Below are 14895 nucleotides of genomic sequence, written 5' to 3'. Positions count from 1 at the left end.
GCCCGCCACCGCATCAGCGTGCTGTTCGCGATGCTCCGCGACGGCACCTTCTACGAACCCAGAACCCCACGCCTCGCTTGACGAAAGACATAGAGGCACCCCCCGCGACACCACCGGCCCTTGCCTAGAGCCCACTCCAGCACGTTGGCTTGTGGACCATGAAGTACACGCAGCTCGGACGCACCGGACTCAAGGTCAGCCGTCTCGTCCTCGGCACGATGAACTTCGGCCCGCAGACCGACGAGGCCGACAGTCACGTCATCATGGACGCGGCGCTGGACGCCGGCATCAACTTCTTCGACACCGCCAACGTGTACGGCTGGGGCGAGAACAAGGGCCGTACCGAGACCATCATCGGCAACTGGTTCGCCAAGGGTGGCGGTCGCCGTGACAAGACCGTCCTGGCCACCAAGGTGTACGGGAACATGGCGCCGGACGGCGACGCCGTCTGGCCCAACCACGACAAGCTGTCCGCCCTCAACATCCGGCGGGCCGTCGACGCCAGCCTGAAGCGGCTGCAGACCGACTACATCGACCTCTACCAGTTCCACCACATCGACCGGAACACTCCGTTCGAGGAGATCTGGCAGGCCATCGACGTACTGGTGCAGCAGGGAAAGATCCTTTACGTGGGGTCCAGCAACTTCCCCGGCTACAAGATCGCCCAGGCGAACGAGATCGCCGCCCGGCGGGGCGGGACCATCGGCCTCGTCAGTGAGCAGTGCCTGTACAACCTCTTCGAGCGCCGCGCCGAGATGGAGGTCATACCGGCCGCGCAGGACTACGGTCTCGGGGTCATCCCCTGGTCGCCGCTGCACGGCGGTCTGCTCGGCGGCGTCCTCAAGAAGGAGGTCGACGCCGCCCGGCGCACCTCCGGCCGCGCGGCCGAGACCCTCGCCGACCCTGCCGTCCGCGCACGGATCCAGTCGTACGAGGATCTGGTCGACAAGCACGGCCACACGCCGGGCGAGGTGGCCCTCGCCTGGCTGCTCACCCGCCCCGGCGTGACCGGCCCGATCGTCGGCCCGCGCACGGCCGGGCAGCTCGACTCCGGCCTGCGCGCGGTCGAGCTGGAGCTGTCGGAGGAGCTGCTGTCCGGGCTGGACGAGATCTTCCCGGGGCCGGGGCCGTCGCCTGAGGCCTTCGCCTGGTAATCCCGGCACCGCGGCGCTGGCGGCGGTGCGCTACTTTCCGAGCGCCGCCGCCACCGCCACCACCACGAACATCAGCGCGAGCGCACCGGCCATGATCCGGTTCCGGGTCTTCGGGTCCACACCTCCGAGCCTAACCGGCCGCGCCGAGCGGCCAGCGGGCGACCGCCTCGTACCGGGGCTGCTCGCCCGCCACCCCGGACTTCGGCAGGTTGCTGCGTACGAGCACCAGCTCGCGCACCGTCCACGTGCGGCTCGTGAACGCCCCCAGGGCCTCGACGTACGGGCGTACGTCCACCGCCTCCCGGCTGCGCGCCACCGTCAGGTGGGCCTTGTAGCGGCGGCGCTCCCCCATCGGCACGCCCGCCTTGCGCGCCGCCGCCTCCGAGCGGTCGGCCAGCAGGCGCATGGTCCGCAGGTCCCCCTCGGCCCCGGTCCACAGGGCGCGCCCGTGTCCGAACTGGCCGCCGCCGCTCAGCGCCAGCGGGAAGGGCGCGGTGCGGTGGGCGACACGCTCCAGGCGGGCCGACAGGTCCGGCACGAGGTCGTCGTCGACCTCGCCGTAGAACGCGAGCGTGAAGTGCCAGCCGGGGGGGCCGGTCCAGCGCAGCCCTTCCGCCCCGGGCAGCTTCTTCAGTACGTCGATCTCCCGGGCGAGTTCCCGGGTGACGTCCTGCGGGGGCAGTACGGCGGCGAAGAGTCTCATGGGATCAGTCTTCCTGCCGCGTGCCCGGCGTGTCCGAATGACCGTGCGTATCGTTGTACTGCGCGGCTGCATGCGACCAGGCAGCAGCGGGGAGGAGCGCCACAGTGACTGTTCTGGAAGACAGGATCGAGATGGCCGGCCAGGGCGACGAGCTCACCCTCGACACCATGTTCGAGTGGCTCGAGCAGATGCACATCCCCGAGGGTTTCAAGACGGAGATCGTCGAGGGGGGCATCTACGTGACGCCGCAGCGGGACACCCACTGGGACATCATCCTGGACATCGTCGAGCAACTGCGCACCAAGTATCCGCGCAAGCGCGTCAAGTCCGGCGTCCGCATCGACTACCCCGGACGCCTCAACGGCTTCGCGTCCGACGTGGTGGCCCTCGCGGAGGGTGCCCAGAAGGACGAGAAGGGGCACTGGCGCCCCGAGGACGTCGAGTTCGTCGCCGAGGTGATCTCCAAGGACACGGCCAAGAACGACTACGGCCCGAAGAAGAACGCCTACGCCGCCGCCGGGGTGCCGGTGTACCTGATCGTGGATCCGTACACCGGCACCTGGCATCTGCGCACACTGCCGAAGGACGGCGCCTACCGGGGAGAGCTGAGCCTGGACTTCGGCGAGGAGATCGATCTGACCGGCACGGTGGTCGGTCTCGTGCTCAAGACGGACGAGTTCCCTCGGGACTGAGAGGACCGGCCGGCCGGTCCGGCCGCCTCACGCCGCCGACGCAAGCTCCTCCCGCTGCTCCCGTGGGACGAACCGCACGTGCGGGTGGCCGCGGTGCCAGCCGACCGACAGGCGCAGGTTGCCGACACGGGCCAGGACCAGGCCGATGACGATCGCTGCGGCGGCCGCGATCGCGCCGCCCACGGCGAGGCCGACCCGGGCGCCGTAGGTGTCGGTGATCCAGCCGACGATCGGGGCGCCGACCGGCGAACCGCCGAGGAAGACCATCATGTACAGGGCCATGACGCGGCCGCGCATGGCCGGGTCGGTGGACATCTGGATGCTGGTGTTCGTGGTGACGTTCACCGTCATGCCGAACAGGCCCAGCGGGACCATGAGCAGGGCGAACATCCACAGTGCGGGCGTCGTGGCCGCCAGTATCTCCAGCGCGCCGAAGACCGCCGCGGCCCCGATCAGCAGCCGCAGCCGCGCGGTGCCGCGCCGGGCGGCCAGCAGTGCGCCGGCCACCGAGCCGACCGCCATCAGCGTGTTGAACATGCTGTAGGCGCCCGCGCCCGCGTGGAACACGTCGTCCGCGAAGGCCGAGAGGTAGACGGGGAAGTTGAAGGCGAACGTGCCGACGAAGCCGACCAGGACGATCGGCCAGATCAGCTCGGGGCGCCCGGTGACGTAGCGCAGGCCCTCGCGCAGCTGTCCCTTGCCGCGCGGGGCGCGCTCGACGGTGTGCAGCTCGCGGGTGCGCATGAGCAGCAGGCCGGTCAGGGGCGCGATGAAGGACAGGCCGTTGAACAGGAACGCCCAGCCGGTGCCGACGCCGGTGATGAGTATGCCCGCGACGGCGGGGCCGACCAGTCGGGCGGACTGGAAGTTGGCCGAGTTCAGGCTGACCGCGTTCTGCAGCTGGCCCGGGCCGACCAGTTCCGAGACGAAGGACTGGCGGGCCGGGTTGTCGACGACCGTGGCGAGACCGACGGCGAAGGCCGCGACGTACACGTGCCAGACCTGGACGTGACCGGTCAGGGTCAGGACGGCGAGCGCGAGCGCGGTGAGAGCCATGGCCGACTGCGTCACGAGCAGCGTGGGCCGCTTGCGCAGCCGGTCGACGAGGACACCGCCGTAGAGGCCGAAGAGCAGCATCGGCAGGAACTGCAGGGCGGTCGTTATGCCGACGGCGGCCGAGGAGCCGGTGAGGCTGAGCACCAGCCAGTCCTGGGCGATGCGCTGCATCCAGGTGCCGATGTTGGAGACGACCTGGCCGAGGAAGAACAGGCGGTAGTTCCTGACCTTCAGCGAGGAGAACATCGAGGACTTGCGGGAGGACTTGCGAAGAGGGTCGGTCGGGGAGTCGTGGGGAGTAGGTGCGGGGGCGGAAGCTGCTCCGGGTCCCGAACTCAAAAGGGTTCGCCTCCTTGCTACTGCTGCTGCTTACAGATGTGCGAGCTTCTCCAGCACGGGGGCGGCGGCGCGGAGTTTCGCCCACTCGTCCTCGTCGAGGCCCTCGACGAGAGAGGCCAGGAACGCGTTCCGCTTGCGGCGGCTCTCCTCGAGCATGGCCTCTGCCTGCTCGGTCTGCGTCACGACCTTCTGGCGCCGGTCCTCGGGGTGCGGCTCCAGACGGACCAGTCCCTTGGCCTCCAGCAGGGCCACGATGCGGGTCATCGAGGGCGGCTGGACGTGTTCCTTGCGGGCGAGCTCACCCGGGGTGGCCCGGCCGCAGCGGGCCAGGGTGCCGAGCACCGACATCTCGGTGGGGCTGAGCGACTCGTCGACCCGCTGGTGCTTGAGCCGACGGGACAGCCGCATCACGGCGGATCGAAGGGCGTTCACGGCGGCAGCGTCGTCGCCATGGCTGAGGTCCGGCATGTTCTTTAGGGTAACTCATTACTCTCGCTAAAGACCAGTCGTGACACTCATGGCCGCCCGTGACCCCGGCCACTGAAGCAGCACATCACTCATATGGGTGATCCAGCGGCGGTACGCAACACACCGCCCGCCGGAGTGCAGTGAGACCCTCGTGTGCACGGGGACCAGCGTGCTCAGCCCGCGCATGGACCACGACCTGCTCGACCGGCTCCGGCACCATGCCGTTCAAAAGGGGAATGAGCGTCCAGACCATGTCGTCCGGACGCTCATTCGGGATGACTTCGACGAGCGGTTCCCGTCCTCCGTCGAAGAGACGGAGAGGTTCTACGGGGTCACGTGAACGAGCCCCCGTAAACCGCTCACGTCAGGCCGAAGGCCGGCATCAGGTAGTAGAAGGCGAACACCGCCGCCACCACGTACATCGCCGCCGGCACCTCCCGGCCCCGCCCGGCCGCCAGGCGCAGCACCACGAAGGTGATGAAGCCCATGCCGATGCCGTTGGTGATCGAGTAGGTGAACGGCATCATCACCATCGTCACGAAGGCCGGAATGGCGATCGTGTGGTCCGCCCAGTCGATCTCCTTCACCGACCCGGCCAGGATCAGGAAGCCGACCGCGAGCAGCGCCGGGGTGGCCGCCTGGGACGGCACCATCGTGGCGATCGGCGTCAGGAACAGCGCCACGGCGAACAGCGCACCGGTGACGACGTTGGCGAAGCCGGTACGCGCCCCCTCCCCGACACCCGCCGTCGACTCCACGAAGCAGGTGGTGGCCGAGGAGGAACTGGCGCCACCGGCGGCCACCGCGATGCCGTCGACGAACAGCACCTTGTTGATGCCGGGCATCTGCCCCTGGGCGTCGGTCAGCTTGGCCTCGTCGGAGACACCCATGATCGTGCCCATCGCGTCGAAGAAGCACGACAGCAGCACGGTGAAGACGAAGAGCACACCGGTCAGCACCCCGACCTTCTCGAAGCCGCCGAAGAGGCTGACCTGGCCGACGAGCCCGAAGTCCGGGGTGGCGACGGGGTTGCCGGGCCACTTGGGGGTGGTGAGACCCCAGGAGGGGACGTGGGCGACGGCGTCGATGACCACCGCGACGACGGTCATGGCGACGATCGAGATGAGAATCGCGCCGGACACCTTGCGCACGATCAGCGCCAGGGTCAGCAGGGCTCCCAGCACGAAGACGAGCACCGGCCAGCCGTTGAGGTGACCGCCGCCGCCCAGCTGGAGCGGGACGGTGGTCTGGGCGGCGTCGGGGATCCGGCTGACGAACCCGGAGTCGACCAGCCCGATCAGCATGATGAACAGGCCGATCCCGATGGAGATGGCCTTGCGCAGCCCGTACGGCACGGCGTTCATGACCCGCTCGCGCAGCCCGGTGGCGACCAGCAGCATGACCAGGAACCCGGCGAGGACCACCATGCCCATGGCGTCCGGCCAGGACATCCGGGGCGCGAGCTGGAGGGCGACGACGGAGTTCACGCCCAGCCCGGCGGCCAGCGCGATGGGCACGTTGCCGATGACGCCCATGAGCAGCGTGGTGAACGCCGCTGTCAGGGCCGTCGCGGTGACCAGCTGGCCGTTGTCCAGCTGGTGTCCGTACATGTCCTTCGCGCTGCCCAGGATGATCGGGTTCAGCACGATGATGTAGGCCATCGCGAAGAAGGTGGCGAAACCGCCCCGGAGTTCCCGGGACAGCGTGCTGCCCCGCTCGGAGATCCGGAAGAAGCGGTCGAGGGGGCCGTACGCGGAACCCGCCCCTGGCTCTTCAGGGGCGGGAACCTTGGCGGGGGCCGAGGTGGACATGCGGGACCTCATCACCAGCGGGCTTCCCCCGGCGCCGTTGGTGTTTTCTACGAACAGAAGTGGTCAGAGACAAACGGTTTCAGTATGAACATATGACGACCACTACGCCATCTCCGCGCGTAGACCCCTGGGCCTCGTAAGCTGTGCGCATGGCGAAGTGGACCCCCAAGCACGAGGCGCCGGAGCCCCTGGAGGGCCCTGTGGTCGCCACCATCACCGGCGGCACGATCGTCTGGTTCGTCCTCTTCCTCGTGCAGCTGCCCTTCTACGGCTGGTTCGACGACCACGGGCGTACGTGGTGGCTGTGGACCTGCCTGGCGGGTGGGGGGCTGGGGTTGATCGGCGTTTGGTACGTGCGTAGGCGCGATGCGGCGATCAAGCGGGTCCAGTCCCTGAAGACGACGGAGCGGGAAAGGGAACCGTCGGCTGAGTAGGTGCGCGGCGCTGGTGCTTGCGGACCCTGCCACCCGATCTACCCGGCACCGCAAGGCGGACGCACCCGCACTCGCCCACGGCGGCGAGGGGACGTGTCGGGGGGTGTCCGCCCGCAGCGGCTGGCGGAAACGCCCGACACCCCGGCAACGGACCAGTTCGCCAGACCGAGGACGGACACCCCCCGGCGCGGTCCCGCCCCCCGACGAAACCGTAGGCGCTACGCCCGCCCCCACCGAAGCCGCACAGGCCGCCGCAGGCATCCCCGGCCGAACCGCCGGAGGCACCGCAGGCATCCCGCACCCACCCACCGCCGGAGGCAGAAGGCAACCGCCTACGACCACGGCACGACCCCGGTCCTACCCCGTCCTACCCAGGTCGGATCTTCCCCCTATCGGCAGGTGAAGCCCCAAATCCGCACGTACCGTCGAATGCATGACGCATCTCGACGCGGGCGCCCAGGTCGACTCCGCCTCCGCGCGCCCCGCCACGGTCACCTCCCCGGTCACCGGCCTGACCGCCGCCGAGGTCGCCGAGCGGGTCGCGCGCGGACAGGTCAACGACGTGCCGGTGCGCAGCAGCCGGTCCACCGTCGACATCATCCGCGCGAACGTCTTCACCCGGTTCAACGCGATCATCGGCGTCCTCTGGCTGATCATGCTGGTCGTCGCCCCGATCCAGGACAGCCTCTTCGGCTTCGTGATCCTCGCCAACACCGGCATCGGCATCGTCCAGGAGTGGCGGGCGAAGAAGACCCTCGACTCCCTCGCCCTGATCGGCGAGGTCAGACCGACCGTCCGCCGGGACGGGGCCGCCGCCGAGGTCAGCACATCGGACATCGTGCTGGACGACCTCATCGAGATCGGCCCCGGCGACAAGGTGGTCGTCGACGGCGTCTGCGTCGAGGCCGACAGTCTGGAGATCGACGAGTCGCTGCTCACCGGAGAGGCCGACCCCGTCGTCAAACACCCCGGCGACCAGGTCATGTCCGGCAGCTTCGTCGTCGCCGGCGGCGGCGCCTTCCAGGCCACCAAGGTCGGCCGCGAGGCCTACGCCGCCCAGCTCGCCGAGGAGGCCTCCCGCTTCACCCTCGTCCACTCCGAGCTGCGCTCCGGCATCTCCACGATCCTCAAGTACGTGACGTGGATGATGGTCCCGACCGCGATCGGCCTGATCATCAGCCAGCTGATCGTCAAGAACAACGACCTCAAGGACTCCATCGCCCGCACCGTCGGCGGCATCGTCCCCATGGTCCCGGAGGGCCTCGTCCTCCTCACCTCCGTCGCCTTCGCCATCGGCGTGATCCGCCTGGGCCGCAAACAGTGCCTCGTCCAGGAACTCCCGGCCATCGAGGGACTCGCCCGCGTCGACACCGTCTGCCTCGACAAGACCGGCACCCTCACCGAGGGCGGCATGGACGTCACCGAGCTGCGGACTCTCAACGGACACGACGAGACGTACGTACGACAGGTCCTCGGCGCCCTCGGCGCGTCCGACCCGCGGCCGAACGCCTCCCTGCAGGCGATCATCGACGCCTACCCGAAGGTCGAGGACTGGCACTGCACCGAGGCCCTGCCTTTCTCCTCCGCCCGCAAGTACAGCGGCGCCTCCTTCGGCGAGACCGACGGCGAGTCCAGCACCTGGCTGCTCGGCGCCCCCGACGTCCTCCTCCCCGACGACGACCCGGCCCTCGCCGATACCGAGCGGCTCAACGAGCAGGGCCTGCGCGTGCTGCTGCTGGCCCGGACCGAGCGCGGCCTGGACGATCCCCAGGTCGCCGAGGGGGCGAAGCCCACCGCCCTCGTCGTCCTCGAACAACGCCTGCGGCCGGACGCCGCCGACACCCTGCGCTACTTCGCCGAGCAGAACGTCCGCGCGAAGGTCATCTCCGGCGACAACGCGGTGTCGGTCGGGGCGGTCGCGTCCAAGCTCGGCCTGACCGGCACGACCATCGACGCCCGGCGCCTGCCCGCCGACCGAGCCGAGATGGCGACGGCCCTCGACGAAGGCACGGTGTTCGGGCGGGTCACCCCGCAGCAGAAGCGGAACATGGTGGGCGCGCTGCAGTCCGACGGGCACACGGTCGCGATGACCGGCGACGGCGTGAACGACGTCCTGGCGCTGAAGGACGCCGACATCGGGGTGGCGATGGGCTCCGGCTCGGAGGCCACCCGGGCGGTCGCCCAGATCGTGCTGTTGAACAACAGCTTCGCCACCCTCCCCTCGGTCGTCGCCGAGGGCCGCCGGGTCATCGGCAACATCACCCGCGTCGCCACGCTGTTCCTCGTCAAGACCGTCTACTCGGTGCTGCTGGCCATCCTGGTGGTGTGCTCGCAGGTCGAGTACCCGTTCCTCCCCCGCCACCTGACGCTGCTGTCCACCCTCACCATCGGCGTCCCCGCCTTCTTCCTCGCCCTCGCCCCGAACAAGGAACGGGCGAAACCCAACTTCGTACGCCGGGTCATGCGGTACGCGATCCCGGGCGGCGTACTGGCCGCGCTGGCGACCTTCGCGACGTACCTGATCGCCCGAGAGCACTACACGGGCACGGGCGCCCTGGACGCGGAGACCAGCGCCGCGACGCTCACGCTCTTCCTGATCTCGATGTGGGTGCTGGCGATCATCGCCCGCCCCTACACCTGGTGGCGCATCGCCCTGGTCGCGGCGATGGGCGCGGCGTTCCTGCTGGTGCTGGTCGTGCCATGGCTGCAGGACTTCTTCGCCCTCAAGCTGGTCGGCGTGACGATGCCCTGGATCGCGGTCGGCATCGCGGCGGTGGCGGCGGCCACCCTGGAGCTCCTGTGGAGGTGGGTGGACCGCCGCTTCCCGGCCTAATGGGGCCGGGGGCTACCGGAGGTCTGCGGGGGTCTACCGCACGTCGACGTAGTCACCGGTGGCGTTGACCGCAGGCGTCGTCGAGGTACCCGCGAAACTGAAGCGCCAGTAGCCGTCGTACTGCGCGGTGGCGGTGGCCTTCACGTTGCCGTACGCGTCGGAGTACACGGTCTTGACGGTCGTGTACGTGCTGGTGCCGGCCTTGCGGAACTGCAGTTTCACCGGCTGCTTGGTGTAGCCGTGGTAACGGTTGTCCTCCCAGTTGGCGCGGGACAGCTTGCCCGTCGCGGTCACGGTCTTGCCCTTGGAGACGGGCTCGGGGCCGGCGTTGACGGTGAGCTTGGAGTAGCGCTGGACCTTGGTCGTGCCCAGACCGCCCTGGATCTTGTAGTCGCCGTTGCTCGTGACGGCGAGGCCACCCGCGTTCCAGGTGCCGGCGTCGGAGTTCATCAGATCGCCGTCAGCGGGGCGGATGTTGATCACGCCCTTGCAGCTGAGCGTGGTCGAGGAGGTGGTGGTGCAGGTCGCCGGCTCGTCGCTGACCAGCGTGTTGCTCGCGGTGTCCACCGAGGAGCCCTTATAGATGAGCGGGCCGCTGGCGAAGTTGTCGGAGCTGGTGTCCATGTCGGCGGGGTGCGTCAGGGTGTAGGTGACCGGGACGCCGACCACGTTCGTGGTGCCGACGACGATGTTCTTGCCGCTGTTCACCTTCATGTCGGAGAAGGTGACGTCGAGCGTGGCGGCGGTGCCGGATGTGCCGTCAGCGGCCGCGGCGCTGAAGGCGGCCTTGCCGGACGGGGCGTCGGCGGCCTGCGCGGACGGCACGGCAAGGGCGGAAAGGGCCAGGGCGCCGGAGACGGCGGCCACGGTGGCTCGCATGTGCATGTGTTCCCCAGGGGGAGAAGTGATCCAGGAGTCTGGCTGACTCAGGTGATCTGACCGTCGTCCCCTGGGATGGGTTGTATCCGGAGCTGCAGATTTTTTCCGCGCACCCCGGGCTTGGCCCCCGCATGACGAAGCCCACCGCCGAACCCCGGGAACCCAGGAGTCGGCGGTGGGCGAGGTACTGCTCCTGCTGCCGTTCCTGCTACTGCACGTCGACGAAGTCACCCGCGGCGTTGACCGCCGGGGTGGTCGAGGTGCCCGCGAAGGAGAAGCGGTAGTACCCGTCGGTGGAGGCGGTCGTCGTGGTCTTCAGGTAGCCCGTCGAGTCGCCCGTGATCGTCTTCAGGGTCGTGTACGTGCTGCTGCCCGTCTTGCGGAACTGCAGCTTCACGGACTGGCCGGCGTAGCCCGCGTACGTGCCGGTCTCCCAGTTGGCGCGGGTCAGCTTGCCGGTGACCGTGATGGTCTTGCCCTTCTTCACGGGCTCCGGCGAGGCGTTGACCGTCAGCTTCGACAGGCGCTGCACCTGGAAGCTCTTGGCGTTGTCCTTCTGGACGTAGTCGGCGTCGTTGCCCGCGGCGATGGCCCAGACCTTCCAGGTGCCGGCGGCCTTGTTGATGAGGTTGTAGCCCGGCTCGAGGTCGTAGGTCGACTTGCAGGTCGACGTCGTGGCGTCGACCACGGTGCAGGTGGCGCGGCCGTCGCTGCTGTTGGCCAGGGCGCCGGTGTCGGAACTGTCGATGTCCGCACCGTGGTAGAGGATCGCCTGGGCCCAGTCGACGCCCGAGTCGTCCTTGACCGTGAAGGAGACCGTGATGGTCTTCGTGGCGGTCGCGCCGACGACGGCCGGCTTGCCGCCGTTCACCACGACGTTGGAGATGGTCGTGTCGCCCTCGATCTCGTCGGCGTGCGCGGCCGGAACGGCAAGGGCGGAAAGGGCCAGGGCGCCGGTGACAGCGGCCACGGTGGCACGAATACGCATGCATTCCCCAAAGAGGAGAGGGCCCCGGCGGTCGTCGTTCCACGGCTCGTCGTCACGTCCGGGGCCCAAGTGGTCGTTGAGTCTCTTGACTCGCTGATCAGATTCACGACACGCGGGAAAGGTTGTACGGCTGATGGAAATTCGCGCGAGAGATCTTCACTCCCCCACGCTCAGTCGAACCACCGATCCCGCGCCAACTCCTCCGTCCGCGACGGATCCTCCAGCAGGGCCGCCACCTCGAACCGCCGCGGCCACTGCCCCGCCGCCCAGGCCAGCCCGGCGGCGACGCCCTCCAGGGTGGCGGCGTGCAGGACGCCGTCGTCCGTCAGGCGCCAGTCGATCTCCACGCCGTCGACGACGAGTTCCTCGTGCTCGATGTACGTCGAAGGGGTCCGCGCCCCGAGCAGCACCCGCACCGACTCCGGTACGTCGTGCTCGGCGCCCTCCGAGTCCACCTCCCCGGTGACGGACTCGCTCAGTCGCCGTACCTGGAACAGTTCGGCGAGGTCGGCGGCCCGGGAGGGCCGGACCGGCAGCAGCGGGACCCCTTCGGTGAAGGGCAGCAGGTCGGGCGAATCCACCACCACGGCCTCAGCCGCGTCCACGACCTCCACCCGGCCGTCGACGACCGCGCGCAGCTCGTCCGGCAGGGTGACCTGCTCGGGGTCCAGCTCGGCCAGCGCGCTGTACAGCGCGTGCAGTTGGGGTGCCGTGACCTCGCGGTCCGGGTCGGCCAGGCGGTCCAGCAGTTCGGCCGCGCCGCCCGGCTCGTCGAGGAGGGCGGCGACGGACGTGCGGACGCCGAGCGCCCGGAGCACCTGCTCGTCGTCGAAGCCGGTGGCGTCGGCCTCGTCGTACAGGCCGCGCAGCAGCGGGTCGCCGCCGGCGGCGCGCAGTCCGGCGGGGCGGCGGCCGTCGAGCACCGGGTGGCCGCGCAGCCACCATGCCGTGTACGGCCGTACGACCTCGTGGGTGCCGTCCGGCAGCAGGATCCGCACACGCTCGACGATCGCGTCACGCAGCGGCGGTTGGGACAGCAGGGCCAGCGCCTGGGGCCACTTGTCGTCGTCCACCAGCTCCAGGTCGCGTACGGCGACGATCTCGGTGGCGACCGGGGGGACGGGGGTGTCGGGGAAGCGGTCGAGGATGTCCTCGCACCACACGTCCACGGCGTCCAGCAGGCCCGCGTCGTCCGGCTCGGCGAAGTCCCCTTCGCGGGGCTCCAGTTCGTCCGGGTCGAGGACGACGTCGGTGGCGCGGACCATCGCGAAGTTCACCAGCACACCGCAGGCGGCCAGCGGCTGTTCGCCCCACTTCTCCGCCAGCTCCGCGTCGACGCACGCCAGTTCCCCCTCGCGCATGACCTGGGAGAACGGGCCGCCGGGGAAGACCAGTTCGCAGGCCGGGGACAGTTCGCCGTCCTCGTCGGGCAGGGCGAGCGCGCCGAGCCAGGGCTCCTCGCCGGGCTCCAGGCCCGCGTCCCGGACGAGCCCGAGCACGGTGTCGGCCAGTTCCTCGGCGTCGAGGGCGTCCTCCTCCCAGGTCACGCCGCCCTCGTCGTCGAGGGAGGCGGCGACCGCGGCCCGTACCTGCGGGGTGGTGAGCACGGCACGCGGGGTGGCGGGCAGGGCGCCGAGCTTCTCCAGGATCGGGTGCGCGGCGTCGGGGTGGGTGACCTTCAGGCCGAGCCGGGCCAGCACCTCCGGGTCGAGGGCGGCGGCGTCCGGGCCGGGCAGCAGGACCTGGCGGGGCCCGATCGCCGTACGGCCGTCCGCGAGCGGCACCGGCAGCCCGGAGAGCCGGTCCGGATCGACGCCGGCGAGGCTGTCGTACAGCCGCCGCCACCAGCCGGGCTCCTTCTCCAGACCGGCCAGCCGGTCGATCGCGTCGGTCAGGGACACCCGGGCGACGCCCAGGGTGCGCAGCTCCACGCGCCGTTCCAGCCCGGCGGGCAGCAGGGTTGGCAGCACCTCGGCGAGGACGCGTACCGTCTCCGCTCCCGCGCCCTCGATCACCTCGGCGTCCCGGGGGCGCAGGGATTCCGGGAGATCGGAGTCGTGGTCGCGCGGCTCCAGGGCGGGCGGCAGGAAGGAGGTGCGGGGCAGGCGGTCGAGGATCGCCTGGCGCAGCGCCCCGTCCAGCTCACCCTTGCCGAGCGGTCCGGGGACGAGGTCGATGATGCCGGTGGTCACCGGGCGCCAGTCGGCGAGGAGTTCGGCGTAGGCGTCGGCCGCGCGCTGGACGAGGAAGTCGGTCAGCGGTCCGGGGGCGGCGTGCCGACGGGTGGAGTCCAGCGGGAGGGAGGCGATGAGCAGGGCGGGCACGCCGAGGGGTTCGTCGCTGGGGGTGGGGGCGTGGACGACGGGGCTGGTGCGGGGGCGGGCCGGGCTGCCGTCGGCCTCGACGGGCACCGCCCAGGTGACGGACCAGAAGGGCCGCAGGCGCTCCTCCACCGGCCGGTCGGCGAGGAGGTCGGGGGTGAGGGAGCCGTGGGCGGCGGTGGTGCGCCAGTGGGTGACACCGTTGCCGGAGTCGTCGACGACGGTGAAGGGGCCGTCGGTGCGGCGGCTGATCGTGCGGGGGCCGTCGTCGTCGATCTCCACGACGACCTCCGCCAGCCCCGGCAGGGTGAGGAGCAGGGCGTCGTCGATCGCGCGCAGGAGCCGCTCGGCGAGGTCGGCGGCGGCCGCGTCGCGCAGCGGCAGGATGACGGCCGTGTCGTACGGGTCGGGGGCGGTGCCCTCGGCGGCGAACGGGAGCCGCAGCAGCGGCACGTGCCCGTCGCGGCGGCGGATCTCGTCCCCCAGGCCGGGGCTGTGCCGGGCGACGTCTCCGGCGAGTTCACGGGCCTCGGCGAGGGACCAGCGGACCCCGCCGTGCCGGCCGACGACGGCGGGCTCGTCGGTGACGGCGAGGACGGCGGCGAAGCCGACGCCGAAACGGCCCACGGAGGGGGTGTCCCGCTTGGCGGAGGCGCGCAGGGTGGACAGCGACTCGACACCGGCCGCGTCCAGCGGGGCGCCGGTGTTGGCGGCGACGAGGACGCCGTCGCGCAGGGTCAGACGCAGCCGGCCCGGCACACCGGCGCGGGCGGCGGCGTCGGCGGCGTTCTGGGCGAGTTCGACGACGAGCCGGTCCCGGTAGCCGCCGAGGACCAGGTCTTCCTCGGCGTTGGCGTCCTCACGGAACCGGGCGGGACTGGTGGCCCACGCGTCCAGCACCCCGCGGCGCAGACGTGCCGTACCGAACGGGTCCGCGCCCTCGGCGGCAGGCCGCACGAACTTGCTCACGTTCACTCTCCTCATCGGCGTGACCAGGAGAAGGTACCGCGAGGCGGCCGCCCCGGCTGTCCCGGTCCGGGGCCCCAGCCCCGAGGGACGTAAGCCACGACGGCCCCGGAGGACGACTCGGAGAACGACCCGGGGGACAAGGGCGCGAACGCTAGACGAGTAGTTCCGATTGTGGGCTTCACGGACGCAGGGAGGGTGTCCAACATCGGGTTGTGACGACCGAGTTAGACACCCTCTTGACCGCACTG

The 14895-nt window shown here is 70.4% G+C and carries 12 protein-coding genes; 5 read left to right on the top strand and 7 right to left on the bottom strand.

Features of this window, described 5'->3' with window-relative positions:
• Positions 1 to 158 precede the first annotated feature (158 nt).
• Complete coding sequence (locus ACYVMZ_RS38585) at positions 159 to 1154, top strand: aldo/keto reductase (protein WP_461087879.1); 996 nt, start codon at positions 159 to 161, stop codon at positions 1152 to 1154.
• Positions 1155 to 1284: 130 nt separating this feature from the next.
• On the opposite strand, the gene thpR is transcribed toward ACYVMZ_RS38585, so the two are convergent.
• Entirely contained in the window at positions 1285 to 1857 is a 573-nt protein-coding gene (gene thpR / locus ACYVMZ_RS38580) for an RNA 2',3'-cyclic phosphodiesterase (RefSeq protein ID WP_461087877.1), read from the bottom strand.
• Between the two features lie 104 nt (positions 1858 to 1961).
• Between thpR and ACYVMZ_RS38575 the strand changes: the two genes are divergently transcribed.
• The gene (locus tag ACYVMZ_RS38575) at positions 1962 to 2549 is read left to right on the top strand and encodes a Uma2 family endonuclease (RefSeq protein WP_461087875.1); all 588 of its coding nucleotides are present in this window, start codon (positions 1962 to 1964) and stop codon (positions 2547 to 2549) included.
• A 27-nt stretch (positions 2550 to 2576) separates the two neighbouring features.
• Here the strand turns inward: ACYVMZ_RS38575 and ACYVMZ_RS38570 are convergent, their stop codons facing one another.
• Together ACYVMZ_RS38570 and ACYVMZ_RS38565 are read right to left on the bottom strand one after the other, a co-directional pair.
• Positions 2577 to 3944 (bottom strand): MFS transporter, encoded by a 1368-nt coding sequence (locus ACYVMZ_RS38570; RefSeq protein WP_461087873.1) that lies wholly within the window; start codon positions 3942 to 3944, stop codon positions 2577 to 2579.
• A 30-nt stretch (positions 3945 to 3974) separates the two neighbouring features.
• Positions 3975 to 4412 (bottom strand): MarR family winged helix-turn-helix transcriptional regulator, encoded by a 438-nt coding sequence (locus ACYVMZ_RS38565; RefSeq protein WP_461087870.1) that lies wholly within the window; start codon positions 4410 to 4412, stop codon positions 3975 to 3977.
• 184 nt (positions 4413 to 4596) lie between these two features.
• On the opposite strand from ACYVMZ_RS38565, the gene ACYVMZ_RS38560 reads away from it, so the two are divergent.
• Positions 4597 to 4752, top strand: a complete 156-nt coding sequence (locus ACYVMZ_RS38560; RefSeq protein ID WP_461087868.1) for a ribbon-helix-helix protein, CopG family — start codon at positions 4597 to 4599, stop codon at positions 4750 to 4752.
• A 19-nt stretch (positions 4753 to 4771) separates the two neighbouring features.
• On the opposite strand, the gene ACYVMZ_RS38555 is transcribed toward ACYVMZ_RS38560, so the two are convergent.
• A complete protein-coding gene (locus tag ACYVMZ_RS38555; protein ID WP_461087866.1) occupies positions 4772 to 6223 on the bottom strand; it encodes an NCS2 family permease in 1452 nt (483 codons plus the stop codon).
• Between the two features lie 149 nt (positions 6224 to 6372).
• On the opposite strand from ACYVMZ_RS38555, the gene ACYVMZ_RS38550 reads away from it, so the two are divergent.
• Complete coding sequence (locus tag ACYVMZ_RS38550) at positions 6373 to 6657, top strand: DUF2530 domain-containing protein (RefSeq protein WP_461087864.1); 285 nt, start codon at positions 6373 to 6375, stop codon at positions 6655 to 6657.
• Positions 6658 to 7090: 433 nt separating this feature from the next.
• A complete protein-coding gene (locus ACYVMZ_RS38545; protein WP_461087862.1) occupies positions 7091 to 9490 on the top strand; it encodes an HAD-IC family P-type ATPase in 2400 nt (799 codons plus the stop codon).
• Positions 9491 to 9523: 33 nt separating this feature from the next.
• Here ACYVMZ_RS38545 and ACYVMZ_RS38540 read toward each other — a convergent pair whose 3' ends face one another.
• From ACYVMZ_RS38540 to ACYVMZ_RS38530, 3 genes are all read right to left on the bottom strand, one after another.
• A complete protein-coding gene (locus tag ACYVMZ_RS38540) occupies positions 9524 to 10375 on the bottom strand; it encodes a hypothetical protein (RefSeq protein WP_461087860.1) in 852 nt (283 codons plus the stop codon).
• A gap of 202 nt (positions 10376 to 10577) precedes the next feature.
• A complete protein-coding gene (locus ACYVMZ_RS38535) occupies positions 10578 to 11357 on the bottom strand; it encodes a calcium-binding protein (protein WP_461087858.1) in 780 nt (259 codons plus the stop codon).
• A gap of 170 nt (positions 11358 to 11527) precedes the next feature.
• Positions 11528 to 14647, bottom strand: a complete 3120-nt coding sequence (locus ACYVMZ_RS38530; RefSeq protein WP_461087856.1) for a sacsin N-terminal ATP-binding-like domain-containing protein — start codon at positions 14645 to 14647, stop codon at positions 11528 to 11530.
• Between the last annotated feature and the right edge of the window lie 248 nt (positions 14648 to 14895).

This window comes from Streptomyces deserti, from assembly GCF_054782695.1.
The sequence above is the reverse complement of the archived record's forward strand: the minus strand, read 5'-3'. Positions and strand labels throughout refer to the sequence as shown.

Excerpts from the sequence above, each read along its gene's own strand:
- ACYVMZ_RS38555 (WP_461087866.1), bottom strand. The coding sequence starts at position 6,223 with ATGTCCACCTCGGCCCCCGCCAAGGTTCCCGCCCCTGAAGAGCCAGGG.
- ACYVMZ_RS38585 (WP_461087879.1), top strand. The coding sequence starts at position 159 with ATGAAGTACACGCAGCTCGGACGCACCGGACTCAAGGTCAGCCGTCTC.
- ACYVMZ_RS38560 (WP_461087868.1), top strand. The coding sequence starts at position 4,597 with ATGGACCACGACCTGCTCGACCGGCTCCGGCACCATGCCGTTCAAAAG.
- ACYVMZ_RS38550 (WP_461087864.1), top strand. The coding sequence starts at position 6,373 with ATGGCGAAGTGGACCCCCAAGCACGAGGCGCCGGAGCCCCTGGAGGGC.
- ACYVMZ_RS38535 (WP_461087858.1), bottom strand. The coding sequence starts at position 11,357 with ATGCGTATTCGTGCCACCGTGGCCGCTGTCACCGGCGCCCTGGCCCTT.
- thpR (WP_461087877.1), bottom strand. The coding sequence starts at position 1,857 with ATGAGACTCTTCGCCGCCGTACTGCCCCCGCAGGACGTCACCCGGGAA.
- ACYVMZ_RS38540 (WP_461087860.1), bottom strand. The coding sequence starts at position 10,375 with ATGCACATGCGAGCCACCGTGGCCGCCGTCTCCGGCGCCCTGGCCCTT.
- ACYVMZ_RS38545 (WP_461087862.1), top strand. The coding sequence starts at position 7,091 with ATGACGCATCTCGACGCGGGCGCCCAGGTCGACTCCGCCTCCGCGCGC.
- ACYVMZ_RS38565 (WP_461087870.1), bottom strand. The coding sequence starts at position 4,412 with ATGCCGGACCTCAGCCATGGCGACGACGCTGCCGCCGTGAACGCCCTT.